Annotated in this window: 35 protein-coding genes; 31 read left to right on the top strand and 4 right to left on the bottom strand. The window is 56.5% G+C overall.

Features of this window, described 5'->3' with window-relative positions:
• The first annotated feature begins 2 nt into the window (after positions 1 to 2).
• From rplC to bfr, 29 genes are all read left to right on the top strand, one after another.
• Positions 3 to 638 carry a 50S ribosomal protein L3 gene (gene rplC, locus BT119_RS15230; RefSeq protein WP_002555490.1) on the top strand — a complete coding sequence of 212 codons (636 nt, stop codon included), beginning with the start codon at positions 3 to 5 and terminating at the stop codon, positions 636 to 638.
• Between the two features lie 12 nt (positions 639 to 650).
• Positions 651 to 1253: a 50S ribosomal protein L4 gene (rplD, locus tag BT119_RS15235; RefSeq protein WP_002555489.1), complete on the top strand. Its 603-nt coding sequence runs from the start codon at positions 651 to 653 to the stop codon at positions 1251 to 1253.
• Complete coding sequence (gene rplW, locus BT119_RS15240; RefSeq protein WP_002555488.1) at positions 1250 to 1549, top strand: 50S ribosomal protein L23; 300 nt, start codon at positions 1250 to 1252, stop codon at positions 1547 to 1549. The genes rplD and rplW overlap by 4 nt, the downstream gene beginning before the upstream one ends.
• 14 nt (positions 1550 to 1563) lie before the next feature.
• Positions 1564 to 2388 carry a 50S ribosomal protein L2 gene (gene rplB, locus BT119_RS15245; RefSeq protein ID WP_003317104.1) on the top strand — a complete coding sequence of 275 codons (825 nt, stop codon included), beginning with the start codon at positions 1564 to 1566 and terminating at the stop codon, positions 2386 to 2388.
• A gap of 16 nt (positions 2389 to 2404) precedes the next feature.
• Positions 2405 to 2680, top strand: coding sequence for a 30S ribosomal protein S19 (rpsS, locus tag BT119_RS15250; RefSeq protein ID WP_002555486.1), 276 nt, complete (start codon positions 2405 to 2407; stop codon positions 2678 to 2680).
• Between the two features lie 13 nt (positions 2681 to 2693).
• A complete protein-coding gene (rplV, locus tag BT119_RS15255) occupies positions 2694 to 3026 on the top strand; it encodes a 50S ribosomal protein L22 (RefSeq protein ID WP_002555485.1) in 333 nt (110 codons plus the stop codon).
• A gap of 13 nt (positions 3027 to 3039) precedes the next feature.
• On the top strand, positions 3040 to 3726 hold the full coding sequence (rpsC, locus tag BT119_RS15260) for a 30S ribosomal protein S3 (RefSeq protein ID WP_003176422.1): 687 nt from the start codon (positions 3040 to 3042) through the stop codon (positions 3724 to 3726).
• A gap of 12 nt (positions 3727 to 3738) precedes the next feature.
• Positions 3739 to 4152: a 50S ribosomal protein L16 gene (gene rplP / locus BT119_RS15265; protein WP_002555482.1), complete on the top strand. Its 414-nt coding sequence runs from the start codon at positions 3739 to 3741 to the stop codon at positions 4150 to 4152.
• Positions 4152 to 4343, top strand: a complete 192-nt coding sequence (gene rpmC, locus BT119_RS15270) for a 50S ribosomal protein L29 (protein ID WP_002555481.1) — start codon at positions 4152 to 4154, stop codon at positions 4341 to 4343. The genes rplP and rpmC overlap by 1 nt, the downstream gene beginning before the upstream one ends.
• Positions 4344 to 4345: 2 nt before the next feature.
• Positions 4346 to 4612: a 30S ribosomal protein S17 gene (rpsQ, locus tag BT119_RS15275; protein WP_002555480.1), complete on the top strand. Its 267-nt coding sequence runs from the start codon at positions 4346 to 4348 to the stop codon at positions 4610 to 4612.
• Between the two features lie 23 nt (positions 4613 to 4635).
• Complete coding sequence (gene rplN / locus BT119_RS15280; protein WP_002555479.1) at positions 4636 to 5004, top strand: 50S ribosomal protein L14; 369 nt, start codon at positions 4636 to 4638, stop codon at positions 5002 to 5004.
• Positions 5005 to 5015: 11 nt separating this feature from the next.
• Positions 5016 to 5330, top strand: a complete 315-nt coding sequence (gene rplX, locus BT119_RS15285) for a 50S ribosomal protein L24 (protein ID WP_003317102.1) — start codon at positions 5016 to 5018, stop codon at positions 5328 to 5330.
• Between the two features lie 20 nt (positions 5331 to 5350).
• Positions 5351 to 5890, top strand: coding sequence for a 50S ribosomal protein L5 (gene rplE / locus BT119_RS15290; protein ID WP_002555477.1), 540 nt, complete (start codon positions 5351 to 5353; stop codon positions 5888 to 5890).
• Positions 5891 to 5903: 13 nt separating this feature from the next.
• A complete protein-coding gene (rpsN, locus tag BT119_RS15295) occupies positions 5904 to 6209 on the top strand; it encodes a 30S ribosomal protein S14 (RefSeq protein WP_002555476.1) in 306 nt (101 codons plus the stop codon).
• Between the two features lie 214 nt (positions 6210 to 6423).
• On the top strand, positions 6424 to 6816 hold the full coding sequence (gene rpsH, locus BT119_RS15300) for a 30S ribosomal protein S8 (RefSeq protein WP_002555475.1): 393 nt from the start codon (positions 6424 to 6426) through the stop codon (positions 6814 to 6816).
• Between the two features lie 12 nt (positions 6817 to 6828).
• Positions 6829 to 7362, top strand: a complete 534-nt coding sequence (gene rplF / locus BT119_RS15305; RefSeq protein WP_003369019.1) for a 50S ribosomal protein L6 — start codon at positions 6829 to 6831, stop codon at positions 7360 to 7362.
• A gap of 10 nt (positions 7363 to 7372) precedes the next feature.
• On the top strand, positions 7373 to 7723 hold the full coding sequence (rplR, locus tag BT119_RS15310; RefSeq protein WP_002555473.1) for a 50S ribosomal protein L18: 351 nt from the start codon (positions 7373 to 7375) through the stop codon (positions 7721 to 7723).
• A 3-nt stretch (positions 7724 to 7726) separates the two neighbouring features.
• Entirely contained in the window at positions 7727 to 8227 is a 501-nt protein-coding gene (gene rpsE, locus BT119_RS15315) for a 30S ribosomal protein S5 (RefSeq protein ID WP_003317099.1), read from the top strand.
• 2 nt (positions 8228 to 8229) lie between these two features.
• A complete protein-coding gene (gene rpmD / locus BT119_RS15320) occupies positions 8230 to 8406 on the top strand; it encodes a 50S ribosomal protein L30 (RefSeq protein WP_002555471.1) in 177 nt (58 codons plus the stop codon).
• 3 nt (positions 8407 to 8409) lie between these two features.
• Positions 8410 to 8844: a 50S ribosomal protein L15 gene (gene rplO, locus BT119_RS15325; protein ID WP_002555470.1), complete on the top strand. Its 435-nt coding sequence runs from the start codon at positions 8410 to 8412 to the stop codon at positions 8842 to 8844.
• Complete coding sequence (gene secY, locus BT119_RS15330; protein WP_002555469.1) at positions 8845 to 10179, top strand: preprotein translocase subunit SecY; 1335 nt, start codon at positions 8845 to 8847, stop codon at positions 10177 to 10179. It begins immediately after the preceding gene.
• Between the two features lie 28 nt (positions 10180 to 10207).
• Positions 10208 to 10324, top strand: a complete 117-nt coding sequence (gene rpmJ / locus BT119_RS15335; RefSeq protein ID WP_002555468.1) for a 50S ribosomal protein L36 — start codon at positions 10208 to 10210, stop codon at positions 10322 to 10324.
• 130 nt (positions 10325 to 10454) lie between these two features.
• Positions 10455 to 10811: a 30S ribosomal protein S13 gene (rpsM, locus tag BT119_RS15340; RefSeq protein WP_002555467.1), complete on the top strand. Its 357-nt coding sequence runs from the start codon at positions 10455 to 10457 to the stop codon at positions 10809 to 10811.
• A gap of 30 nt (positions 10812 to 10841) precedes the next feature.
• Entirely contained in the window at positions 10842 to 11231 is a 390-nt protein-coding gene (gene rpsK, locus BT119_RS15345; RefSeq protein ID WP_002555466.1) for a 30S ribosomal protein S11, read from the top strand.
• 18 nt (positions 11232 to 11249) lie between these two features.
• A complete protein-coding gene (rpsD, locus tag BT119_RS15350; protein WP_002555465.1) occupies positions 11250 to 11870 on the top strand; it encodes a 30S ribosomal protein S4 in 621 nt (206 codons plus the stop codon).
• Between the two features lie 22 nt (positions 11871 to 11892).
• Positions 11893 to 12894 (top strand): DNA-directed RNA polymerase subunit alpha, encoded by a 1002-nt coding sequence (rpoA, locus tag BT119_RS15355; RefSeq protein WP_002555464.1) that lies wholly within the window; start codon positions 11893 to 11895, stop codon positions 12892 to 12894.
• A 41-nt stretch (positions 12895 to 12935) separates the two neighbouring features.
• Positions 12936 to 13322 (top strand): 50S ribosomal protein L17, encoded by a 387-nt coding sequence (gene rplQ / locus BT119_RS15360; RefSeq protein ID WP_002555463.1) that lies wholly within the window; start codon positions 12936 to 12938, stop codon positions 13320 to 13322.
• Between the two features lie 167 nt (positions 13323 to 13489).
• Positions 13490 to 14935, top strand: coding sequence for a catalase (locus BT119_RS15365; protein WP_072366260.1), 1446 nt, complete (start codon positions 13490 to 13492; stop codon positions 14933 to 14935).
• 154 nt (positions 14936 to 15089) lie between these two features.
• Entirely contained in the window at positions 15090 to 15554 is a 465-nt protein-coding gene (gene bfr, locus BT119_RS15370) for a bacterioferritin (RefSeq protein ID WP_003317095.1), read from the top strand.
• Positions 15555 to 15649: 95 nt separating this feature from the next.
• Here the strand turns inward: bfr and uvrA are convergent, their stop codons facing one another.
• Entirely contained in the window at positions 15650 to 18484 is a 2835-nt protein-coding gene (uvrA, locus tag BT119_RS15375; protein WP_003431812.1) for an excinuclease ABC subunit UvrA, read from the bottom strand.
• 129 nt (positions 18485 to 18613) lie between these two features.
• Here uvrA and BT119_RS15380 point away from each other — a divergent pair, with 129 nt between their 5' ends.
• Positions 18614 to 20008: an MFS transporter gene (locus BT119_RS15380; protein WP_003431811.1), complete on the top strand. Its 1395-nt coding sequence runs from the start codon at positions 18614 to 18616 to the stop codon at positions 20006 to 20008.
• A gap of 9 nt (positions 20009 to 20017) precedes the next feature.
• Positions 20018 to 20581, top strand: coding sequence for a single-stranded DNA-binding protein (locus BT119_RS15385; RefSeq protein ID WP_002555458.1), 564 nt, complete (start codon positions 20018 to 20020; stop codon positions 20579 to 20581).
• Between the two features lie 129 nt (positions 20582 to 20710).
• On the opposite strand, the gene BT119_RS15390 is transcribed toward BT119_RS15385, so the two are convergent.
• The 3 genes from BT119_RS15390 to BT119_RS15400 are packed head-to-tail and all read right to left on the bottom strand — an operon-like array spanning position 20711 to position 23324.
• Positions 20711 to 21823 (bottom strand): endo-1,4-beta-xylanase, encoded by a 1113-nt coding sequence (locus BT119_RS15390; RefSeq protein WP_072366262.1) that lies wholly within the window; start codon positions 21821 to 21823, stop codon positions 20711 to 20713.
• Positions 21823 to 22566: an inositol monophosphatase family protein gene (locus BT119_RS15395; RefSeq protein ID WP_003317091.1), complete on the bottom strand. Its 744-nt coding sequence runs from the start codon at positions 22564 to 22566 to the stop codon at positions 21823 to 21825. Before BT119_RS15395 ends, BT119_RS15390 begins: the two co-directional genes overlap by 1 nt.
• The gene (locus BT119_RS15400; RefSeq protein WP_003368990.1) at positions 22563 to 23324 is read right to left on the bottom strand and encodes a glycerophosphoryl diester phosphodiesterase; all 762 of its coding nucleotides are present in this window, start codon (positions 23322 to 23324) and stop codon (positions 22563 to 22565) included. The genes BT119_RS15395 and BT119_RS15400 overlap by 4 nt, the downstream gene beginning before the upstream one ends.
• Positions 23325 to 23330: the final 6 nt, after the last annotated feature.

Raw genomic sequence — 23330 nt, forward strand, 5'->3', positions numbered from 1 at the left:
ACATGACTATTGGTGTAGTCGGTCGTAAATGCGGTATGACCCGTATTTTCACCGAAGAAGGTGTCTCCATTCCGGTCACGGTCATTGAGATCGAGCCGAATCGCGTCACTCAGTTCAAAACCGAAGAAACCGATGGCTATCGTGCAGTGCAAGTCACTGTCGGCGAGCGTCGCGCTTCGCGTGTTACAGCCGCTCAGGCTGGCCACTTCGCTAAGGCGAACGTTGCCGCCGGTCGTACCGTCATGGAATTTCGTCTTGAAGAAGGCGACTACCAGGCTGGCGATCAGATCAACGCTGAAATCTTCGCCGCTGGTCAACTGGTTGATGTAACCGGTCAGTCCAAGGGTAAAGGCTTCCAGGGTACGATCAAGCGTTGGAATTTCCGTGGTCAAGACAATACCCACGGTAACTCCGTCTCCCACCGCGTCCCAGGCTCTATCGGCCAGTGCCAGACTCCTGGTCGTGTATTCAAGGGCAAAAAAATGTCCGGTCATATGGGCGCTGAGCGCGTGACCGTGCAGTCCCTGGAAGTAGTGCGCGTGGACGCTGAACGCAATCTGTTGTTGGTCAAGGGTGCTGTTCCTGGCGCTACTGGCGGCAACCTGGTTGTACGTCCGGCAGCCAAGGCTCGCGGTTAAGGGGAAGCTGACATGCAATTAAATGTAAATGACGCTCAGGCAATCGAAGTTTCCGAACTGACATTTGGCGGCGAATTCAACGAGACGCTGGTTCACCAGGCAGTCGTGGCCTACATGGCTGGCGGTCGTCAGGGTAGCAAGCAGCAAAAGACCCGTTCCGACGTTCGTGGTGGCGGTAAGCGCCCTTGGCGTCAGAAAGGTACTGGCCGTGCTCGTGCCGGTACTATCCGTAGCCCAATCTGGCGTGGCGGCGGTACCACTTTCGCGGCTCGTCCTCAGGATCACACTCAGAAGCTCAACAAGAAGATGTATCGCGCTGCTCTGCGCTCCATCCTTGCTGAACTGGTTCGTACTGATCGTTTGGTCGTGGTTCAGGACTTCGCTGTTGAAGCACCGAAAACCAAAGATTTGCTGAACAAGCTGACTGGCATGGGCCTGACTGACGTCCTGATCGTGTCTGACGCTGTTGACCAGAATCTGTACCTGGCTGCTCGTAACCTGCCGCACGTTGATGTACGTGACGTTCAAGGTTCCGATCCAGTTAGTCTGATCGCATACGACAAAGTGTTGATCACTGTGTCGGCCGTGAAGAAATTCGAGGAGCTGCTGGGATGAACCAGGAACGCGTATTTAAAGTTCTGCTTGGCCCGCACGTTTCCGAGAAGGCTACGGTTCTTGCAGACAAAAAAGGTCAGTTCGTTTTCAAGGTTGCTACTGACGCAACCAAGCTGGAAATCAAGAAGGCCGTCGAAAGCCTGTTCAGCGTGAAAGTAGAGCGTGTTACTACCCTGAATGTTCTGGGTAAGAGCAAGCGCACTGCTCGCGGTCTGGGCAAGCGTAATGACTGGAAGAAGGCAGTTATCTCCCTTCAGCCAGGCCAAGATCTCGATTTCAGCAGCAGTGCTGAGTAAGGAAGGGGTGCATCATGGCAATCGTTAAATGCAAACCGACTTCCCCTGGCCGCCGTTTTGTGGTCAAGGTGGTCAACCAGGAGCTGCATAAAGGCGCTCCTCACGCACCGCTGCTCGAGAAAAAATCGAAGTCTGGTGGTCGTAACAACAATGGTCGTATTACTACCCGTCATATCGGTGGTGGCCATAAGCAGCATTATCGTCTGGTCGACTTCCGTCGCAACGACAAGGATGGCATCGCTGCCACCGTCGAGCGTATCGAATACGATCCAAACCGTACTGCTCACATTGCTCTGCTGCTTTACGCAGACGGCGAGCGCCGCTACATCATCGCCCCTAAAGGCGTAAGTGCTGGCGACCAGCTGATTGCAGGTGCTCTGGCACCAATCAAGCCGGGCAACGCTCTTCAACTGCGCAACATTCCAGTTGGTAGCACCGTACACGGCATCGAACTGAAGCCAGGTAAAGGCGCACAGATCGCTCGTTCCGCTGGTGCCTCGGCACAGCTGATCGCTCGTGAAGGTGTGTACGTTACCCTGCGTCTTCGCTCCGGTGAAATGCGTAAAGTACTGTCTGAGTGCCGTGCAACGCTGGGTGAAGTCTCGAACTCCGAGCACAGCCTTCGTTCGCTGGGTAAAGCGGGTGCCAAACGCTGGCGTGGCGTTCGCCCAACCGTTCGTGGTGTTGCCATGAACCCGGTTGACCACCCACATGGTGGTGGTGAAGGTCGTACCTCTGGTGGTCGTCATCCGGTATCGCCGTGGGGCTTCCCGACTAAGGGCGCGAAGACTCGTGGTAATAAGCGTACCGACAAAATGATCGTCCGTCGTCGCAAGTAAATAGAGGGATACGACAGTGCCACGTTCTCTGAAAAAAGGTCCTTTTATTGATCTTCACCTACTGAAGAAGATCGAAGTGGCGGCGGAAAAGAACGATCGCAAACCAGTTAAGACCTGGTCGCGTCGTTCGATGATCCTGCCACAAATGGTCGGTTTGACCATTGCAGTGCATAACGGTCGCCAGCATGTTCCAGTTCTCGTGAACGAAGACATGGTCGGCCATAAACTAGGCGAGTTTGCCGGTACCCGCACATATCGTGGGCACGTGGCAGACAAGAAAGCCAAGCGTTAAGGGGTAAGGAACGATGGAAGTAGCCGCTAAGTTGTCGGGCGCTCGAATCTCCGCCCAGAAAGCCCGCTTGGTCGCCGACCAGATCCGCGGGAAGAAGGTGGGCGAAGCGCTCAACCTGTTGGCTTTCAGCAGTAAGAAAGCCGCCGAGATCCTGAAGAAAGTGCTGGAGTCGGCTGTAGCCAACGCCGAGCATAACGAAGGCGCAGACGTTGATGACCTCAAGGTCTCCACCGTTTTCGTCAACGAAGGGCGTTCGCTGAAGCGCATCATGCCACGTGCTAAAGGCCGTGCTGATCGCATCGTCAAGCGGTCTTGCCATATCACTGTCAAGGTTGCTGACAAGTAACGGAGTCGAAGAGATGGGTCAGAAAGTACATCCCATTGGCATTCGCCTGGGAATCGTCAAGGAGCACACCTCCGTCTGGTACGCAGACGGTCGGACTTATGCGGACTATTTGTTCGCTGATCTGAAAGTGCGTGAGTACCTCCAAGACAAATTAAAAAGCGCGTCCGTCAGCCGTATCGATATCCATCGTCCGGCTCAGACAGCACGTATCACCATCCACACCGCTCGTCCAGGTATCGTTATCGGGAAGAAAGGTGAAGATGTTGAGAAACTGCGTCAGGACCTGACCAAGCAAATGGGTGTGCCTGTGCACATCAATATCGAAGAGATCCGTAAGCCGGAGCTCGACGGTATGCTGGTTGCGCAGAGCGTAGCTCAGCAGCTGGAGCGTCGCGTAATGTTCCGTCGCGCTATGAAGCGCGCTGTTCAGAACGCCATGCGCATTGGTGCCAAAGGCATCAAAATCCAAGTGAGCGGTCGTCTCGGCGGTGCTGAAATCGCACGTACTGAATGGTATCGCGAAGGTCGTGTGCCACTGCACACCCTGCGTGCCGACATCGACTATGCCAACTACGAAGCTCACACCACTTACGGTGTGATCGGTGTAAAGGTTTGGATCTTCAAAGGCGAAGTAATTGGTGGTCGCCAAGAAGAACTGAAACCGCAAGCACCAGCGCCTCGTAAAAAAGCTGCTAAGTAAGGGGTACGCCAAATGTTGCAACCAAAGCGTACGAAGTTCCGCAAGCAGATGACCGGCCACAACCGTGGTCTGGCACTGCGCGGTAGCAAAGTCAGCTTCGGCGAGTTCGCGCTGAAGTCTGTTGCTCGTGGTCGTCTCACCGCTCGTCAGATCGAGTCAGCGCGTCGTGCTCTGACCCGTCACGTTAAACGTGGCGGCAAGATCTGGATCCGTGTGTTCCCGGACAAGCCTGTAACCAAAAAGCCACTCGAAGTTCGGATGGGTAAAGGTAAGGGTAACGTGGAGTACTGGGTTGCCCAGATTCAGCCAGGCAAAGTCCTGTATGAAATCGAGGGTGTTACTGAAGAGCTGGCGCGTGAGGCTTTCGCCCTGGCTGCTGCAAAGCTGCCGCTCGCCACCTCCTTTGTTAAGCGGACGGTGATGTGATGAAAGCGAATGAACTTCGTGAAAAATCAGCACAGCAGCTGAACGAGCAACTGCTCGGCCTGCTGCGCGACCAGTTCAATCTGCGTATGCAGAAAGCAACTGGCCAGTTGGGGCAGTCTCATCTGCTCTCGCAAGTTAAGCGTGACATCGCTCGCGTGAAAACTGTGCTCAACCAGCAGGCAGGTAAGTAATCATGGCTGAAGCCGAAAAAACTGTCCGTACGCTGACTGGCCGTGTTGTCAGCGACAAGATGGACAAGACCATCACCGTTCTGATCGAGCGTCGCGTAAAGCACCCGATCTACGGTAAATACGTTAAGCGTTCGACTAAGCTGCACGCGCACGACGAAACCAATCAATGCCATATCGGCGACAAGGTCACTATTCGTGAAACTCGTCCGGTAGCCAAGACCAAGTCTTGGGCATTGGTTGATATCCTCGAACGCGCTGTGGAAGTCTAAGGGCTAGGGGTCGGAGAAATTATATGATTCAGACTCAATCCATGCTCGATGTGGCCGATAACAGCGGCGCACGCCGCGTTATGTGCATCAAGGTGCTGGGTGGCTCCCATCGTCGTTACGCTGGTATCGGTGACATCATCAAAGTAACCGTCAAGGAAGCAATTCCTCGCGGCAAGGTGAAAAAAGGCCAAGTGATGACTGCAGTAGTAGTCCGCACTCGCCACGGTGTTCGTCGTGCAGACGGCTCCATCATCCGCTTCGATGGCAACGCTGCTGTTCTGTTGAACAACAAGCAAGAGCCGATCGGTACCCGTATCTTTGGGCCAGTGACCCGTGAACTTCGTACTGAGAAGTTCATGAAGATCGTCTCGCTCGCCCCAGAAGTGCTCTAAGGAGATCCGACATGCAAAAGATTCGTCGTGACGACGAGATCATCGTGATCGCCGGCAAAGACAAAGGTAAGCGCGGTAAGGTGCTCAAGGTTCTCGCTGACGACCGTTTGGTCGTTGGTGGGATCAACCTGGTGAAGCGTCATACCAAGCCAAACCCGATGTCGGGCGTACAGGGCGGTATCGTCGAGAAAGAAGCGCCAATGCACGCTTCCAACGTCGCCATTTTCAACGGCGCAACCAACAAGGCTGACCGCGTTGGTTTCAAAGTTGAAGACGGCAAGAAAATTCGTGTCTTCAAGTCGACCCAAAAAGCGGTTGATGCTTGAACACTGCTAGGTAGAAGACCATGGCACGACTAAAAGAGATTTACCGGAAGGAAATCGCTCCGAAACTTAAGGAAGAACTTAAGCTTTCGAACGTGATGGAAGTTCCGCGCGTTACCAAAATCACCCTGAACATGGGTCTGGGCGAAGCGATCGGCGACAAAAAAGTCATCGAGCACGCTGTTGCTGACCTGGAAAAGATCACCGGTCAAAAAGTCGTTGTGACTTACGCTCGGAAATCCATCGCTGGCTTTAAAGTCCGTGAAGGTTGGCCGATCGGTGTCAAAGTGACTCTGCGCCGCGATCGTATGTACGAATTCCTGGATCGTCTGCTGTCGATCTCCCTGCCTAGGGTTCGCGACTTCCGCGGCCTGAATGCCAAGTCCTTCGATGGTCGTGGTAACTACAGCATGGGCGTAAAAGAGCAGATCATCTTCCCGGAAATCGACTACGACAAGATCGATGCTCTCCGCGGTCTGGACATTACCCTGACCACCACTGCCAAGAACGATGATGAAGGTCGCGCATTGCTGCGTGCTTTCAAATTCCCGTTCCGCAACTGATTGGAGTAGGAAAATGGCCAAGAAGAGCATGAAAAACCGTGAGCTGAAGCGTCAGCTCACCGTTGCCAAGTACGCCAAGAAGCGTGCAGAGCTGAAAGCAATCATCGTTGATCTGAACGCAAGTCCAGAAGCGCGTTGGGAAGCTACCGTAGCCCTGCAGAAGCAACCACGTGACGCAAGCGCTGCGCGCATGCGTAACCGTTGCCGCATCACTGGTCGTCCACACGGCGTTTACCGCAAGTTCGGCCTCGGCCGTAACAAACTGCGTGAAGCAGCCATGCGTGGCGACGTACCAGGTCTGGTCAAAGCCAGCTGGTAAGGCGCACCTCTCGCTTCGTGCCAGCCGGTTGCGCAAGTCACCGGTCGGCATGAAGCCTGAATTTGAATCAAGCCCCTATTGGGGCTTGATTCATTTCCGGCGTAGGACTAGAATTGCCGGCTCGCCTGAGCCCGTGTTTTTACTTGCCCGGAAGTTCTCGGCGATCAAGCTGTAGCCGCAAGGCTAATTATTTTGTTTTAGGAGCGTCTAGCCCATGAGTATGCAGGACCCGTTAGCGGACATGCTAACTCGTATCCGTAATGCCCAGATGGCTGAAAAGCCCGTCGTAAGCATGCCATCTTCCACGTTGAAGGTTGCTGTAGCAAAAGTCCTGAAGGACGAAGGCTACATTGCGGGTTATCAGATCAGCAGCGAAGTTAAATCCTCGCTGTCCATCGAGCTTAAGTACTTCGAAGGCCGTCCGGTCATTGAAGAGGTTAAGCGCGTCAGCCGCCCAGGCTTGCGTCAGTACAAGTCCTCCGATGATCTGCCGAAAGTTCGTGGCGGTCTTGGTGTGTCTATCGTCTCCACCAGTAAAGGTGTGATGACGGATCGTGCTGCGCGCGCTGCCGGTGTCGGTGGCGAAGTGCTTTGCACTGTGTTCTAAGGGGGGATAAGCATGTCACGCGTAGCTAAGAACCCCGTTAAGTTGCCATCCGGCGTCGAAGTCAAACTCGTCGGCCAGCAGCTTTCGGTGAAGGGTGCCAAGGGCACTCTGGAACTGAACATCCATTCGTCCGTTGAGATTGTTGAAGAAGCTGGTGAGCTGCGTTTCGCTGCTCGCAATGGCGATCAACAAACCCGCGCAATGGCAGGCACCACTCGTGCACTGGTTAACAACATGGTCCAGGGCGTAAGCCAAGGCTTCGAGCGTAAGCTCCAGCTGGTCGGTGTTGGTTACAAGGCGCAAGCAAAAGGCACGGTCCTGAACCTTGCACTTGGCTTCTCGCACCCGGTGGACTATGAATTGCCGAATGGCATCACCGCTGAGACCCCCAGCCAGACCGATATCCTGATTCGTGGTATCGATAAGCAGTTGGTTGGTCAAGTGGCCGCTGAGATCCGCGACTTCCGCCGTCCTGAGCCTTACAAAGGCAAAGGTGTGCGTTACGCGGACGAAGTCGTCCGCCGTAAAGAAGCCAAGAAGAAGTAGGGCATAGCAAATGACCGTCAAAAAAGTTACCCGACTGCGTCGCGCTCGCAAAGCACGCCTGAAAATGCACGAGCTGGAAGTCGTGCGTCTCTGCGTGCACCGCTCTTCGCAGCACATTTATGCCCAGGTCATCTCGGCCGACGGCAGCAAAGTCCTGGCAAGCGCCTCGACTTTGGACAAAGAACTGCGTGATGGCGCCACTGGCAACATCGACGCGGCCACTAAGGTTGGCAAGCTGGTCGCCGAGCGCGCGAAAGCCGCGGGTGTATCGCAAGTCGCTTTCGACCGTTCTGGCTTCAAGTACCACGGCCGTGTCAAAGCGCTGGCTGATGCTGCTCGTGAAGGCGGGCTGGAGTTCTAAGTTATGTCAAATCACGACCAAAAACGCGACGAAGGCTACATCGAGAAGCTGGTTCAAGTTAACCGCGTGGCCAAAACCGTAAAAGGCGGCCGTATCTTCACTTTCACTGCGTTGACCGTAGTGGGTGATGGTAAAGGGCGCGTTGGCTTCGGCCGTGGCAAGTCACGTGAAGTGCCTGCTGCAATCCAGAAAGCGATGGAAGCTGCTCGTCGCAACATGATTCAGGTTGATCTGAACGGCACTACCCTGCAGTACGCGATGAAGTCTGCTCATGGCGCCTCCAAGGTGTACATGCAGCCTGCTTCTGAAGGTACCGGTATCATCGCTGGCGGCGCAATGCGCGCAGTGCTGGAAGTTGCTGGTGTCCAGAACGTATTGGCCAAGTGCTACGGTTCGACTAACCCGGTAAACGTGGTTCACGCTACGTTCAAGGGTTTGAAGGGCATGCAGTCTCCTGAGTCGATCGCTGCCAAGCGTGGCAAGCGTGTTGAGGAGATCATCTGATCATGGCTACCGTTAAAGTAACGCTGATCAAAAGCATGACCGGCCGCATCCCTAATCACAGATTGTGCATTAAGGGTTTGGGTCTGCGTCGCATCGGTCACACTGTAGAAGTCCTGGATACTCCCGAAAATCGCGGGATGATCAACAAGGCTTACTACATGCTGCGAGTCGAGGGTTAATCGATGAAACTCAATGATCTGAGTCCAGCGCCGGGTTCCCGTCGCGAAAAGCATCGTCCGGGCCGTGGTATCGGTAGTGGTTTGGGCAAGACCGGTGGCCGTGGCCACAAAGGTCAAAGCTCCCGCTCCGGTGGCACTATTGCTCCGGGCTTTGAGGGCGGCCAACAGCCGCTGCATCGTCGCCTGCCAAAATTCGGTTTCGTTTCCCTGAAGGCCATGGACCGCGCAGAAGTGCGTCTGTCCGAGCTGGCTAAAGTGGAAGGCGACATCGTAACTGTGCAGTCCCTGAAAGATGCCAACGTGATTAACCAGAACGTTCAGCGTGTGAAAATCATGCTGTCGGGCGAAGTTACTCGCGCTGTCACTATCAAGGGTATCGCCGCCACCAAAGGTGCGCGTGCGGCTATCGAAGCAGCTGGCGGCAAGTTCGAGGAATAAATGGCTAAGCAAGGTGCTCTCTCAGCGCTCGGCAAAGGCGGTATGTCTGAACTCTGGGCTCGTCTGCGTTTTCTGTTCCTGGCGATTATCGTCTACCGAATAGGCGCACACATCCCGGTTCCAGGTATCAACCCGGACCGACTCGCAGAACTGTTTCGACAGAATGAGGGGACCATTCTTAGCTTGTTCAACATGTTTTCCGGCGGCGCGCTGGAACGGATGAGCATCTTTGCACTGGGGATCATGCCGTACATTTCGGCATCGATCATCATGCAGCTGATGACCGCCGTCAGCCCGCAGCTGGAGCAGTTGAAGAAGGAAGGTGAAGCTGGCCGTCGCAAGATAAGCCAGTACACCCGCTATGGCACCGTTGTCCTGGCTCTGGTCCAAGCTATCGGCATGTCCGTTGGTCTGGCGAGTCAGGGCGTCGCGTTTTCTGGGGACCTGGGTTTCCACTTTGTGGCCGTAACTACCTTCGTGGCAGGTGCGATGTTCATGATGTGGCTGGGCGAGCAGATCACCGAGCGCGGTGTCGGCAACGGTATCTCGATGTTGATTTTCGCAGGTATCGTCGCCGGTCTTCCGAGAGCAATAGGGCAGTCTTTCGAGTCTGCACGTCAGGGTGATATCAATATCTTCGCTCTGGTTGCAATCGGTTTGCTGGCGGTAGCGATCATCGGTTTTGTGGTGTTCATTGAGCGTGGTCAGCGTCGTATCGCTGTTCACTACGCCAAGCGTCAGCAGGGCCGCAAGGTCTTCGCTGCGCAGACCAGCCACTTGCCGCTGAAAGTGAACATGGCTGGTGTGATACCGGCCATTTTCGCGAGCAGCATTTTGCTGTTCCCGGCTTCGTTGGGGTCCTGGTTCGGTCAGTCTGAAGGTCTGGGCTGGTTGCAGGACATCTCGCAGTCGATCGCTCCTGGTCAGCCGTTGAATATTCTGCTGTTTAGTGCAGGGATTATTTTCTTCTGCTTCTTCTATACGGCGTTGATGTTCAATCCGAAAGACGTAGCGGAAAACCTGAAGAAGTCCGGTGCCTTTATTCCGGGTATTCGTCCAGGTGAGCAGTCGGCACGCTATATTGATGGCGTTTTGACTCGCTTGACCATGTTCGGTGCTCTATATATGACGGCCGTGTGTCTGCTTCCCCAGTTCCTGGTGGTCGCGGCAAACGTACCGTTCTACCTTGGCGGGACCTCGTTGCTGATCGTGGTCGTGGTTGTGATGGACTTTATGTCGCAAGTGCAATCTCACCTCGTTTCGCACCAGTATGAATCCCTGATGAAGAAAGCCAACCTGAAGGGCTACGGTGGCAGCGGCGGTATGCTGCGCTGAAGCACCCCTAAGGTTCGAGGAGTTGGTGATGAAAGTTCGTGCATCGGTGAAAAAGCTGTGCCGTAACTGCAAGATTATCCGCCGCGAAGGTGTGGTTCGAGTAATTTGCAGCGCGGAACCACGTCATAAGCAGCGCCAAGGCTGATTGTGATTTGTGCTTAAGCCCAGCAGCTAGTGCGCTGCTGGGTTGATTATTTGTTACTACAGCGATATTATCTCGCGCCCTATTTCTTGGCTTCCGGGGCGTAGGTAGCTGTCAATTGGAGTCCCACTGAATGGCCCGTATTGCAGGCGTTAACATTCCAGATAACAAGCATACTGTTATCTCGTTGACCTACATCTATGGTGTTGGTCGCACCACCGCACAGAAAATTTGTGCAACCACCGGCGTAAATCCGGCGGTGAAAATCAAAGATCTGAGCGACGAGCAGATTGAACAGCTGCGTGGCGAAGTGGCGAAGTTCACCACTGAAGGTGACCTGCGTCGCGAAATCAACATGAAAATCAAGCGCTTGATGGACCTGGGCTGCTACCGCGGTCTGCGTCATCGTCGTGGTCTTCCAGTGCGCGGTCAGCGTACCAAGACCAACGCGCGTACTCGCAAAGGTCCGCGTAAGCCGATCCGCAAGTAATCGCACCAGCGCAACGACAGGAATTTAGTCATGGCAAAACCTGCTGCTCGTCCTCGTAAAAAAGTTAAAAAGACAGTGGTTGATGGCATCGCCCACATCCACGCGTCGTTTAACAACACAATCGTCACCATTACCGATCGTCAAGGTAACGCTCTTTCGTGGGCTACCTCCGGCGGTTCGGGTTTCCGTGGTTCGCGCAAGTCCACCCCGTTCGCTGCTCAAGTAGCTGCTGAACGTGCTGGTCAAGCTGCGCTGGAGTACGGTCTGAAGAACCTCGACGTCAATGTCAAGGGTCCAGGCCCAGGTCGTGAATCCGCTGTCCGTGCATTGAACGGCTGTGGCTATAAGATCGCCAGCATCACCGACGTGACGCCAATCCCGCACAACGGGTGCCGTCCGCCGAAGAAGCGCCGCGTGTAATCCAGGAGACTGTAAGAAATGGCTCGTTACATTGGTCCAAAATGCAAACTTGCTCGTCGTGAAGGCACCGATCTCTTTCTGAAGAGCGGCGTTCGCGCTATCGAATCCAAGTGCAACATCGAAGCAGCTCCAGGTATCCACGGCCAGCGTCGTGGTCGCCAGTCCGATTACGGTACTCAGCTGCGTGAAAAGCAAAAAGTCCGTCGTATCTACGGCGTTCTCGAGCGTCAGTTCAGCGGCTACTACAAAGAAGCCGCCGGCAAGAAAGGTGCAACAGGCGAGAACCTGCTGCAACTGCTCGAATGCCGTCTGGACAACGTTGTATACCGCATGGGCTTCGGCTCGACGCGTGCCGAATCCCGTCAATTGGTTTCGCACAAGTCGGTCAGCGTAAACGGCAAAACCGTTAACGTTCCTTCTTATCAGGTTCGTGCTGGCGACGTTGTTGCTATCCGCGAAAAAGCTAAGAATCAGCTGCGTATTGTCCAGGCTCTCGATCTGTGTGCCCAACGTGGCCGCGTAGAATGGGTAGAAGTAGACACTGAGAAGAAATCGGGCGTTTTCAAGAACGTTCCAGCTCGCAGTGATCTATCCGCCGACATCAACGAAAGCCTGATTGTCGAGCTCTACTCCAAGTAAGGGCTAGAAAATAGGTGCATCCATGCAGATTTCGGTAAATGAGTTCCTGACACCCCGCCACATTGATGTGCAGGTTGTCAGTCCAACCCGCGCCAAAATCACTCTCGAGCCTCTCGAGCGTGGTTTCGGCCATACCCTGGGCAACGCGCTTCGCCGCATTTTGTTGTCCTCCATGCCCGGCTGTGCAGTAGTCGAGGCCGAGATTGACGGTGTACTCCATGAGTACAGCGCCATCGAAGGTGTACAGGAAGACGTCATTGAAATCCTGTTGAACCTTAAAGGTCTGGCTATCAAGCTGCACGGTCGAGACGAAGTTACGCTGACCTTGTCGAAGAAGGGTTCGGGGGTGGTTACCGCTGCCGATATTCAGCTGGATCATGATGTCGAGATCGTTAACCCCGATCACGTAATCGCTAACCTGGCGTCTAACGGCGTCTTGAACATGAAGCTCACCGTAGCTCGTGGTCGTGGTTATGAGCCGGCAGACTCGCGTCAAAGCGATGAAGACGAAAGCCGCAGCATTGGTCGCTTGCAGCTTGACTCTTCGTTCAGCCCGGTTCGCCGTATCGCATACGTGGTGGAAAACGCCCGTGTCGAGCAGCGTACTAACCTGGACAAGCTGGTTATTGATCTGGAAACCAACGGTACTCTGGACCCTGAAGAGGCTATCCGTCGCGCTGCAACCATCCTGCAACAGCAGTTGGCTGCGTTCGTGGACCTCAAAGGCGACAGCGAACCAGTGGTAATCGAACAGGAAGACGAGATCGATCCGATCCTGCTTCGTCCGGTTGACGATTTGGAACTGACCGTGCGTTCGGCCAACTGCCTTAAGGCGGAGAACATCTACTACATCGGTGATCTGATTCAGCGCACCGAAGTAGAGCTGTTGAAGACTCCGAACCTGGGCAAGAAATCCTTGACCGAGATCAAGGACGTTCTGGCTTCTCGTGGTCTCTCCCTCGGCATGCGCCTCGACAACTGGCCGCCGGCAAGTCTTAAGAAGGACGACAAGGCTACGGCCTGATCGTCGTAATCACCGAACGCGAGTTTGGTAAGGAATGAACCATGCGTCATCGTAAAAGTGGACGTCACCTGAGCCGTACCAGCTCTCACCGCAAAGCCATGTTCCAAAACATGGCGGTGTCGCTGTTCGAGCACGAGCTGATCAAAACTACCCTGCCGAAAGCCAAGGAACTGCGCCGCGTTGCCGAGCCGCTGATCACCCTGGCCAAGGAAGACAGCGTTGCCAACCGTCGTCTGGCTTTCGACCGTACTCGTTCGAAAGAAATCGTCGGCAAACTGTTCAACGATCTGGGCAAGCGCTATGCAACCCGTCAGGGCGGCTACCTGCGCATCCTCAAGTGCGGTTTCCGCGCTGGCGACAACGCGCCAATGGCGTACGTCGAGCTGGTTGATCGTCCTGTCGGTGGCTCTGTAGAAGCTGCTGAATAAGACATCAGTTTGAACATGAAACCGGGCCTAGTGCCCGGTTTTTTGTTTTCCGGAATTAAGAATTGCTATCGATAGTCATGATTTAATGAATTCGACGCTTCAATAGCTTTCGGCAATACTTCCTCCCAAGCCGATCAGCCGGCTATACACACCAGAGGAAGATGTAGATGAGCCAGAAGACCCTTACGACCGCCAGCGGTGCCCCAGTCGCAGACAATCAGAACTCCCGTTCGGCAGGCCCACGTGGTCCTCTACTGCTTGATGATTTCCATCTGATCGAAAAGCTTGCCCACTTCAACCGTGAGAACATTCCGGAGCGTCGCGTGCATGCCAAGGGATCGGGTGCTCATGGCACGTTTACCGTGACCCGCGACATCAGCCAGTACACCAGCGCCAGGCTGTTCGACACGGTGGGCAAGCAGACACCGATTTTCCTGCGCTTCTCCACCGTAGGCGGAGAGCGTGGTTCGGCTGACACCGAGCGTGACCCGCGCGGCTTTGCGATCAAGTTTTACACCGAGGAAGGTAACTGGGACATCGTGGGCAACAACACGCCGGTGTTCTTTATCCGTGACCCTCTGAAATTCCCTGACTTCATTCACACTCAGAAGCGCCTGCCGCAGACCAATCTGAAAAGTCCTCAGATGATGTGGGATTTCTGGTCGCACTCGCCTGAGGCGCTGCACCAAGTCACCATTCTGTTCTCTGATCGTGGCATTCCGGACGGCTACCGTCACATGCACGGCTTCGGCAGCCACACCTATAGCCTCATCAGTGCTGCAGGCGAGCGTCATTGGGTGAAGTGGCATTACAAGACCCGCCAAGGGATCAAGAACCTGGCGCCCGCAGACGCTGCGCGGATTGCCGGTACTGATCCCGATTACGCTCAGCGCGATCTGTTCACTGCCATCGAGAAGGGCGACTTCCCCAAGTGGCAGGTGTGCATTCAGTTGATGACCGAGGCTCAGGCTGCGAATCATCATGAGAACCCGTTCGACGTGACCAAGACCTGGTCGCAGAAAGAATACCCGCTGATCGAGGTCGGCGAGCTGGAGTTGAACCGTAACCCTCTCAACTACTTTGCCGAAGTCGAGCAGGCCGCGTTCGGCCCGAGCAACATGGTGCCAGGCGTTGGCCTTTCGCCAGGCCGTATGCTGCAAGGGCGCGTATTTGCCTACGCCGATGCGCATCGCTACCGCGTGGGTACCAATCACCAGCAGTTGCCGATCAATGCCCCCAAGAGTCCTGTACACAGCTATCAACGTGACGGGGCGATGGCCTTCGGCACCAATGGTGGTGCGGCGCCAAACTATGAACCGAACAGCTATTCGGATGCGCCGAAAGAAGATCCGCGCTACGCAGAGCCTGCGCTGTCTCTGAGCGGTGCCGCAGATCGTCATGAGCACCGGGTAGACGGTGATTACTACAGTCAGGCAGGCAAGTTGTTCAACCTGATGAGCGCTGATCAGAAAGCGCTGTTGATCGGCAACATTGCCGGGGCAATGGCAGGCGTTTCCAGTGACGTGGTTCAGCGTCAGTTGCAGCATTTCCACAAAGCCGACCCTGCTTACGGAGAAGGCATCGCAAACGCATTGAGCATAAAACTGGGCTGAGTCGAAGTGAGAAACAGAACCGCCCTCATTTGGGCGGTTTTTCGCTTCTTAACGGCGTAATTTCGCCACTTTTCGTCGGTTTATTGCGTTTTTCTAAGTGACCTCGCGCGACGCTTGGTTCAAACTAGCGCCTTTGAAGCAGGAGTCTGGTGCGATGCAAGGCCACCCGGAAGTAATCGATTATCTCAACACGTTGCTCACGGGCGAACTGGCAGCTCGTGACCAATATTTCGTTCACTCACGTATGTACGAAGACTGGGGCTTTTCGAAGCTCTACGAGCGTATCAATCATGAGATGGAAGAAGAGGCGCAACACGCTGATGCGCTGATGCGTCGTATCCTCATGCTCGAAGGCACGCCGCGCATGCGCCCTGACGACCTCGACGTCGGCACCACAGTGCCTGAGATGCTCGCCAGCGATCTGCGTCTCGAATACAAGGTACGTGCTGCCCTGTGCAAGGGTATCGAGCTCTGTGAGCTGCACAGCGACTACGTGACCCGCGAAATCCTGCGCGTACAGTTGGCTGATACGGAAGAAGACCATACCTACTGGCTCGAACAGCAGATGGGGCTGATCAAGTCCATCGGCCTGCAGAACTACCTGCAATCGCAGTTCTGATTCAGCCGCTCATGAAAAAGCTCCTGCACTTGCGTGACAGGAGCTTTTTTGTATCCGGGTTCGACTGACGCCGACCCCGTTTTTCATCACTAGCGTCAGGCCTTGTCTCTGATCAACAGAGGTTTCAGATAGTGACCAGTGTAGGACTGTTCCATCTCGGCGACCTGTTCAGGTGTGCCCGTTGCAATGATCTGCCCACCTCTCGAACCGCCTTCCGGACCCAGATCCACCAGCCAGTCGGCCGTCTTGATCACGTCCAGGTTGTGTTCGATCACCACCACGGTATTGCCGTGGTCGCGCAAGCGATGCAATACATCCAGCAACTGCTGAATATCCGCGAAGTGCAGGCCTGTGGTCGGCTCGTCGAGGATGTACAGCGTCTTGCCGGTGTCGCGCTTGGACAGCTCACGTGACAGCTTGACCCGTTGCGCCTCACCGCCTGACAAGGTCGTCGCCGATTGCCCCAGCTTGATATAGGAAAGTCCGACATCCATCAGGGTTTGCAGCTTGCGCGCCAGTGCAGGAACGGCATCGAAGAACTCACGCGCTTCCTCAATGGTCATCTCCAGCACTTCATGGACGTTCTTGCCCTTGTACTTGATCTCAAGCGTTTCACGGTTGTAACGCTTGCTCTTGCACACATCGCAGGGCACGTAGATGTCCGGCAAAAAGTGCATCTCGACCTTGATCAGTCCGTCGCCCTGGCACGCCTCGCAGCGGCCGCCCTTGACGTTGAACGAGAACCGCCCCGGACCGTAGCCCCGCGAGCGTGATTCCGGAACCCCGGCGAACAGTTCGCGAATCGGCGTGAACAGCCCGGTGTAGGTCGCCGGGTTGGAACGCGGCGTACGACCGATAGGGCTCTGGTCGATGTCCACCACCTTGTCCAGATGCTGCAGACCATTGATGCTGTCGTGCGTAGCCGCTTCCAGCGTGGTGGCGCCGTTCAGTGCTGTAGCACTAAGCGGGAATAGCGTGTTGTTGATCAGCGTCGACTTGCCCGATCCGGAAACCCCCGTCACGCAGGTCAACAAACCGATAGGGATTTCGAGATTGACGTTTTGCAGGTTGTTGCCACGCGCGCCCTTGAGGGTTAGCGAGAGCTTTTTGTTACGCGGGGTGCGCTTGGCAGGAACGGCAATCTTCACGCGGCCCGACAGGTATTTGCCGGTCAGCGAGTCGGGATGCGACATCACTTCGTCCGGCGTACCTTCGGCAACGATATGACCACCATGCACGCCGGCCCCCGGGCCGATGTCGACCACGTAGTCGGCCAGGCGAATCGCATCTTCATCGTGCTCGACCACAATCACCGTATTACCGATGTCGCGCAGGTGCTTGAGCGTGCCCAGCAAACGATCGTTGTCGCGCTGGTGCAGACCGATGGACGGCTCATCGAGGATGTACATCACCCCGACAAGGCCCGCACCGATCTGGCTGGCCAGACGAATACGCTGTGCTTCGCCGCCGGACAGGGTGTCCGCGCTACGATCCAGGGTCAGATAGTCCAGGCCCACGTTGACCAGAAACTGCAGACGCTCACGAATTTCCTTGAGAATCTTGTCGGCGATCTCGCCACGCCGTCCGGTCAGCTTGAGGGTTTCGAAGTAATGCGTCGCGTCGCCAATCGGCAGATTGGTGACTGCAGGCAGAGTCTTTTCACCCACCCACACGTGGCGCGCTTCACGACGCAGACGAGTGCCTCGGCAGTCAGGGCAGGGCTGCGTGCCCAAGAACTTGGCGAGCTCTTCGCGGACTGTGGCCGACTCGGTTTCCCGATAGCGACGTTCCAGATTCGGCACGATGCCTTCGAACGGGTGCGCACGCTTGACGATATCACCACGGTCATTCAGGTAGCGGAAATCGACACTCTGCGAGCCGCTGCCGTTGAGCAGAATCTTCTGCATGTCGGCCGGGATCTGCTTGAAGGGCATTTCCAGGCTGAAGCCATAGTGTTTGGAGAGCGAGCCGAGCATCTGGAAGTAATAGACGTTACGCCTGTCCCAGCCTCGTATCGCGCCTTCGGCAAGTGTCAGTTCGGCATTCACCAGCCGCTTGATATCGAAGAACTGCTTCACGCCCAGGCCGTCACAGGTCGGGCAGGCGCCAGCCGGGTTGTTGAAAGAGAACAGCTTCGGTTCCAGTTCGCTGATCGCATGGCCACAGATAGGGCAGGCGAAGCGGGCGGAGAAGATCACTTCCTCGCCCGGCTCGTCGTCCATTGGCGCAACCAGGGCGATACCGTCGGCCAGCTTCAGGGCTGTTTCAAAGGACTCGGCCAGACGCTGCTGCAGGTCGGCGCGGACCTTGAAACGGTCAACGACCACGTCGATCGAGTGCTTCTTTTGCTTGTCCAGCTTCGGCAGCTCATCCAGCTCGCACAGCTTGCCGTTGACTCGCGCCCGGACAAAGCCCTGCGCGCGCAGCTCTTCAAAAACCGAAAGATGCTCACCCTTGCGTTCGCGGATAACCGGCGCAAGCAGCATCAATTTGCTGCCTTCCGGCTGGGTCAGCACCAGGTCGACCATCTGGCTGACCGTCTGGGCTTCGAGCGGGATATCGTGGTCGGGGCAGCGAGGCTGGCCGACGCGCGCATACAAAAGACGCAGGTAGTCGTAGATTTCGGTGATCGTACCCACGGTCGAGCGCGGGTTGTGCGATGTAGACTTCTGCTCGATGGAAATCGCCGGCGACAGACCTTCGATCGTGTCGACGTCCGGTTTTTCCATCATCGACAGAAACTGGCGGGCATAGGCCGACAGCGATTCGACATAGCGGCGTTGCCCTTCGGCGTACAGCGTATCGAAAGCCAGCGAAGACTTGCCTGAGCCGGAGAGCCCGGTGATAACGATCAGTTTGTCGCGGGGAAGTGTCAGGTCAATATTTTTCAGGTTGTGGGTTCGTGCCCCACGTATCAGGATCTTGTCCACTGCGGCCTCGCTTGGCGGGCATAAACGACGGAGTATAAGGCTCCGAGCCATTACGCGGCAAAGCGTCGCGTATGTGCTGTACAACGATGGGACTGGTAGAATCGCCGCCGGTTCACACGAGGTTATTCCATGCACGATACCCACAGCGAGCGTATGAGTAGCGGCGAGACCCGCGCAGCAGGTGGTCTGGCCCTGGTGTTCGCGTTCCGCATGCTTGGCATGTTCATGGTTTTGCCGGTTCTGGCAACCTACGGCATGGACCTGGCAGGCGCGAGCCCTGCACTGATCGGTCTGGCAATTGGCGCCTACGGTCTGACCCAGGCGGTGTTGCAGATACCGTTCGGGATCATTTCCGACCGTATCGGCCGGCGACCGGTCATTTATTTCGGCCTGATCATCTTTGCGATCGGCAGCGTGGTGGCGGCGAACGCGGATTCGATCTGGGGAATCATTGCCGGACGTATCCTGCAGGGTGCCGGCGCGATTTCCGCGGCGGTCATGGCGCTGCTCTCCGACCTGACCCGCGAACAGCACCGCACCAAGGCCATGGCCATGATCGGCATGACCATCGGCCTGTCGTTCGCCATTGCCATGGTCGTCGGCCCGGTCATCACCGGCATGTTCGGTCTTTCCGGGTTGTTCCTGGCCACTGGCGGCATGGCCTTGATAGGTGTTCTCATCGTCGCCTACGTGGTGCCCAAGGCCAGCGGGCCATTAATGCACCGCGAGTCCGGCGTCGCCAAACAGGCACTGGGGGCGACGTTGCGTCATCCGGACCTGTTGCGCCTGGATTTGGGTATCTTCGTGTTGCATGCGATGCTCATGTCCAGCTTCGTGGCCTTGCCGCTGGCGCTGGTCGAAAAAGCCGGTTTGCCCAAGGAACAACACTGGTGGGTGTACCTGACCGCCTTGCTCGTTTCCTTCTTCGCGATGATCCCGTTCATCATCTATGGCGAGAAGAAACGTCAAATGAAGCGCGTTCTGCTGGGCGCCGTCACAGTTTTGATGCTGGCTGAGCTATTCTTCTGGGCCTACGGGGACACGTTGCGGGCACTGGTCATCGGGACAGTGGTATTCTTCACTGCGTTCAACCTGCTGGAAGCGTCGTTGCCGTCGTTGATCAGCAAGGTTTCACCGGCCGGCGGAAAAGGCACGGCAATGGGAGTTTATTCCACCAGCCAGTTTCTTGGATCGGCCGCAGGTGGGATACTGGGCGGCTGGTTGTTCCAGCACGGTGGTCTCGATGCGGTGTTCCTGGGTGGTGCAGCCATGGCCGCCGTCTGGCTCGCCTTCGCAGTGACCATGCGAGAACCGCCTTACGTGACCAGCCTACGTCTGCCGTTGTCGCCGCAGGCGCAGCGTGAAGCAGGCCTGGCAGAGCGCTTGATGTCCGTAGCAGGCGTGACAGATGCAGTGGTGGTTGCGGAAGAGGCAGCCATCTACATAAAACTCGACACAAAATTATTGGATCGTACCTCTCTCGAAAAGCTGGTCAATCCAGCGTCAGAAGCGTGCGAAGCCTAGGAGAACGTTATGGCCCGTGGGGTTAACAAAGTCATATTGGTCGGTACATGCGGCCAGGATCCCGAAGTTCGCTACTTGCCTAACGGTAACGCCGTGACCAACCTGAGTCTGGCAACCAGCGAACAGTGGACTGACAAGCAGTCCGGTCAGAAAGTCGAAAAGACCGAATGGCACCGTGTATCGATGTTCGGCAAAGTCGCCGAAATCGCTGGCGAATACCTGCGCAAGGGTTCGCAGGTGTACATCGAAGGCAAGCTGCAGACCCGCGAGTGGGAAAAAGACGGCATCAAGCGCTACACCACTGAAATCGTCGTCGACATGCAGGGCACCATGCAACTGCTGGGCGGCCGTCCTCAGGGCGACTCCCAACAAGGTCAGGGCGGCGGCAACTACAACCAGTCCGCACCTCGTCCACAGCAGTCGCGCCCACAGCAATCGGCGCCGCAGCAGTCCGCACCTCAGCAAAACTACAACCAGCAGCCGCCACAACGCGACTCGCGCCCGGCGCCGCAACAACAAGCGCCGCAGCCAGCTGCTGACTTCGACAGCTTCGATGATGATATTCCGTTCTAGGATGTAGCTGGAGCCTGCTGTTCAGGTCCAGAGCCGGAGCCCCCGTTTATCGGGGGCTCCGTCGTTTTCAGGCGTCAGAAAGCGCTGAACCGCTCTGGCGATACTGCTGCCATGAAGGCTGCTATGCGCCTAAAACCGCGCATCCTTCTGTGTTTGTGCGTTTTCGAAACAATGCGCGATCACCCAGCTCGCCGGCTTCACCTCACCTCGTGGGCCAAACGCCAATGCCCGTTGTGCCAACGGCCCGTTGCTGGCCGTGGCACCGGCAATATGCGGGCTGTCCCAAACACCCCACGTAACAACGGTAGATACCGAGCGCGTGGCAAGCACCACGTCGAGATACCGCTTATAAGTCGCTGCAACTGATCCATCACGATCTGCGATGGACCCCGTCAAGTGGCTGTCGTCGACGTCGAGTTCCGTGATGTGGATCGACAACCCCATATCACGCACTGCCAGAATAAAGCGAGACAGGCCCGGACCAAATGTGTCGCCTGTACGCAGGTGGGACTGAATGCCAAGGCCGTGTATGGGAATGCCCCGCTGCTTGAGCCCGCGCAGCAGGGCGAGCACGGCAGTGCGTTTGCTTTCGCCGTAATGGGTATCCTTTTCCAGGCCGTAATCGTTGTAGCAGAGCAGGGCGTCCGGGTCGGCCTTTTGCGCAGCCTTGAAGGCTATGTCCATATAGCGAGGCCCGAGCATCTGATACCAGAATGAATTGCGCAGCCCGTCAGGCTGGCCGTCCTCCAGCTGGATGGCTTCGTTGACGACGTCCCATGCGCTGATGAGGCCGCGATAATGGCTGGCGACGGTACTGATGTGCGCCGTCAGCACTGCTTCGGCGTTCATCGGGGTGACGGTGTGGTGAAGCCAGTCGGGTAAGGAGCGATGCCAGCAGAAGGTGTGCCCGCGCATACGCTGGTCATGCGCTTTCGCAAACGCCGCGATTGCGTCGGCGGGCGCGAAGTTGTAACGCTCTGGTTCGGGGTGGACGGTCTGCCACTTCAAAGCATTTTCTGGCACAACGATGCTGGCCTGACGGGCGACCAGCTGCCGATAGGCCGCATCGTCACTCAGCTTTGCCGGATCAATCGCAAAGCCGAACCGGATACCTTTCTCGGCGGCAGGCTGGCGCAATGCGGGAAAGGTTTCTGCCGCCAGCAGCCTGCTGTTGACGAAGGGCAGGCATGCCAGCAGGCGGACAAACGCAGTCAGAACACTGCGTCGACTAGCCCGGCGCATTACGCACCAAAAATTCCCATCAACTCCTCACGGCCTACCATCACCGTCATTGAGCCTTGTTTCTGCTCGCCCTCAATCGTGCACAACAATCCGGCCTCCCGGCAGATAACGGCGCCCGCTGCGATGTCCCAGAGGCTGGTGAATTTCTCCATGTAGCCGTCTGTCTGCCCCAAAGCAGCGAACGCCAGGCCGATGGTGGCGCAGCGATAACCAGCAAGGCCCCAGCCCTGTCGGCGCAGGCTCAGGTGCAGTTTGCCCATCTCTTCGGCGTCCCAGCGGGTGTTTTCACCGACGCCGGCGATGCGCAGGTGCTCGGGTGGTTGAGGGCGGACAAAAGGGACGCCGTTGCGCAGCAAGCCATCACCCGTGCGGGCTGCCAGGGTGTAGCCCAGTGCCGGGTAGGCGACGACGCCGATTTCGGGCTCGCCTGCCGACATGTACGCCACCGCGATTCCCCACAATGGGGTGCCGCGCAGGTAATTGCCAGTGCCGTCAATGGGGTCGATGACCCAGCCGTCGGTGATGAATTCGCCGCCCATTTCTTCGCCCAGGATTGTATCGTCGGGGAAGTGTTTGCTCAGTTCTGCACGCAGCAGTTGTTCCACTTCAAAGTCGGCGCGGGAGACGAGGTCTTGCGCACTTTTGGTGGTGATGTCGAGGGTGTGGCGGTCGTTAAAATACGCCATGGCCAGGCCAGTGGCCTTTTCTACAGCTTGCATGGCGACGCTGAGTCGGTTGTTCATTGCAGACAGCCTCCGTTCGGCAGGTTCAACAGGTCCGGGTAATCACTGAGAATCGACTGTGCGCCATGTTCCAGCAGGTAGTGCGCACGTTTCGGGCTGTTGATGGTAGCCACGGCGAATTCGACGCCGCTGCTTTTCAGGCGAACAAGGTGATGGTCATCGAGCATATCGTCAAGTACGTGAAGTATTCGGCAGTCATATTCGGCCAACAGCGCGACCGGGTCGGCAGGCGCCACCACGGAGGCGATAGCCAGCGGTACATCGTTCCACAAGCGTCGCGCGGCCGTTAGCGAACGTACCGAAAAGCTGGAGACGAACAACCGATCGTTGTCGGCGGGCCACAGATTTTTGAGGATCGGCATCACCACTTCCGCCGTCTCGACATCGTCGCCAATGGTCGGCTTGAGTTCGACCTGCAAGCCCAGGTTGAGGCGCAGCGCACAGGCCACGATCTCTTCGAAGGTCGGCACCTGCAGGCCGGCGAATTCAGGCGCGAACCAACTGCCCGCGTCCAGCATGCGGATAGCTTGCAGCTCATGCAGCACGACGGCGCCACGGCCGTTGGTGGTGCGGTCCAGCAAGTCGTCATGAATCACGACCGGCTGGCCATCACGGGTCAGCTTCACGTCGATCTCGACCCACTCGGCGCCGCATTCGGCAGCTTTTTCCAGGGCCAGCAGAGTGTTTTCCGGCACGTAAGCCTTGGCACCGCGATGGGCAATCAGGGACGAGCGGACGAGGGGAGCAGGTTTGAGCATGGCGGG

It is taken from the genome of Pseudomonas sp. NFACC10-1 (assembly GCF_900119195.1).
GTDB lineage: Bacteria > Pseudomonadota > Gammaproteobacteria > Pseudomonadales > Pseudomonadaceae > Aquipseudomonas > Aquipseudomonas cerasi.

What these genes read in the sequence shown, in the direction of transcription:
- rplE (WP_002555477.1), top strand. Translation starts at nt 5,351, where the DNA reads ATGGCACGACTAAAAGAGATTTACCGGAAGGAAATCGCTCCGAAACTT.
- rpsN (WP_002555476.1), top strand. Translation starts at nt 5,904, where the DNA reads ATGGCCAAGAAGAGCATGAAAAACCGTGAGCTGAAGCGTCAGCTCACC.
- BT119_RS15400 (WP_003368990.1), bottom strand. Translation starts at nt 23,324, where the DNA reads ATGCTCAAACCTGCTCCCCTCGTCCGCTCGTCCCTGATTGCCCATCGC.
- rplO (WP_002555470.1), top strand. Translation starts at nt 8,410, where the DNA reads ATGAAACTCAATGATCTGAGTCCAGCGCCGGGTTCCCGTCGCGAAAAG.
- rplR (WP_002555473.1), top strand. Translation starts at nt 7,373, where the DNA reads ATGACCGTCAAAAAAGTTACCCGACTGCGTCGCGCTCGCAAAGCACGC.
- rpsQ (WP_002555480.1), top strand. Translation starts at nt 4,346, where the DNA reads ATGGCTGAAGCCGAAAAAACTGTCCGTACGCTGACTGGCCGTGTTGTC.
- rplQ (WP_002555463.1), top strand. Translation starts at nt 12,936, where the DNA reads ATGCGTCATCGTAAAAGTGGACGTCACCTGAGCCGTACCAGCTCTCAC.
- rpsH (WP_002555475.1), top strand. Translation starts at nt 6,424, where the DNA reads ATGAGTATGCAGGACCCGTTAGCGGACATGCTAACTCGTATCCGTAAT.
- rplW (WP_002555488.1), top strand. Translation starts at nt 1,250, where the DNA reads ATGAACCAGGAACGCGTATTTAAAGTTCTGCTTGGCCCGCACGTTTCC.
- BT119_RS15385 (WP_002555458.1), top strand. Translation starts at nt 20,018, where the DNA reads ATGGCCCGTGGGGTTAACAAAGTCATATTGGTCGGTACATGCGGCCAG.
- rpoA (WP_002555464.1), top strand. Translation starts at nt 11,893, where the DNA reads ATGCAGATTTCGGTAAATGAGTTCCTGACACCCCGCCACATTGATGTG.
- rpmJ (WP_002555468.1), top strand. Translation starts at nt 10,208, where the DNA reads ATGAAAGTTCGTGCATCGGTGAAAAAGCTGTGCCGTAACTGCAAGATT.
- rpmC (WP_002555481.1), top strand. Translation starts at nt 4,152, where the DNA reads ATGAAAGCGAATGAACTTCGTGAAAAATCAGCACAGCAGCTGAACGAG.
- bfr (WP_003317095.1), top strand. Translation starts at nt 15,090, where the DNA reads ATGCAAGGCCACCCGGAAGTAATCGATTATCTCAACACGTTGCTCACG.
- rpsD (WP_002555465.1), top strand. Translation starts at nt 11,250, where the DNA reads ATGGCTCGTTACATTGGTCCAAAATGCAAACTTGCTCGTCGTGAAGGC.
- rplC (WP_002555490.1), top strand. Translation starts at nt 3, where the DNA reads ATGACTATTGGTGTAGTCGGTCGTAAATGCGGTATGACCCGTATTTTC.
- rpsM (WP_002555467.1), top strand. Translation starts at nt 10,455, where the DNA reads ATGGCCCGTATTGCAGGCGTTAACATTCCAGATAACAAGCATACTGTT.
- rplF (WP_003369019.1), top strand. Translation starts at nt 6,829, where the DNA reads ATGTCACGCGTAGCTAAGAACCCCGTTAAGTTGCCATCCGGCGTCGAA.
- rplB (WP_003317104.1), top strand. Translation starts at nt 1,564, where the DNA reads ATGGCAATCGTTAAATGCAAACCGACTTCCCCTGGCCGCCGTTTTGTG.
- rplD (WP_002555489.1), top strand. Translation starts at nt 651, where the DNA reads ATGCAATTAAATGTAAATGACGCTCAGGCAATCGAAGTTTCCGAACTG.
- BT119_RS15395 (WP_003317091.1), bottom strand. Translation starts at nt 22,566, where the DNA reads ATGAACAACCGACTCAGCGTCGCCATGCAAGCTGTAGAAAAGGCCACT.
- BT119_RS15365 (WP_072366260.1), top strand. Translation starts at nt 13,490, where the DNA reads ATGAGCCAGAAGACCCTTACGACCGCCAGCGGTGCCCCAGTCGCAGAC.
- rplN (WP_002555479.1), top strand. Translation starts at nt 4,636, where the DNA reads ATGATTCAGACTCAATCCATGCTCGATGTGGCCGATAACAGCGGCGCA.
- rpsC (WP_003176422.1), top strand. Translation starts at nt 3,040, where the DNA reads ATGGGTCAGAAAGTACATCCCATTGGCATTCGCCTGGGAATCGTCAAG.
- rplX (WP_003317102.1), top strand. Translation starts at nt 5,016, where the DNA reads ATGCAAAAGATTCGTCGTGACGACGAGATCATCGTGATCGCCGGCAAA.
- BT119_RS15380 (WP_003431811.1), top strand. Translation starts at nt 18,614, where the DNA reads ATGCACGATACCCACAGCGAGCGTATGAGTAGCGGCGAGACCCGCGCA.
- rpmD (WP_002555471.1), top strand. Translation starts at nt 8,230, where the DNA reads ATGGCTACCGTTAAAGTAACGCTGATCAAAAGCATGACCGGCCGCATC.
- BT119_RS15390 (WP_072366262.1), bottom strand. Translation starts at nt 21,823, where the DNA reads ATGCGCCGGGCTAGTCGACGCAGTGTTCTGACTGCGTTTGTCCGCCTG.
- rpsK (WP_002555466.1), top strand. Translation starts at nt 10,842, where the DNA reads ATGGCAAAACCTGCTGCTCGTCCTCGTAAAAAAGTTAAAAAGACAGTG.
- secY (WP_002555469.1), top strand. Translation starts at nt 8,845, where the DNA reads ATGGCTAAGCAAGGTGCTCTCTCAGCGCTCGGCAAAGGCGGTATGTCT.
- rplP (WP_002555482.1), top strand. Translation starts at nt 3,739, where the DNA reads ATGTTGCAACCAAAGCGTACGAAGTTCCGCAAGCAGATGACCGGCCAC.
- rpsE (WP_003317099.1), top strand. Translation starts at nt 7,727, where the DNA reads ATGTCAAATCACGACCAAAAACGCGACGAAGGCTACATCGAGAAGCTG.
- rplV (WP_002555485.1), top strand. Translation starts at nt 2,694, where the DNA reads ATGGAAGTAGCCGCTAAGTTGTCGGGCGCTCGAATCTCCGCCCAGAAA.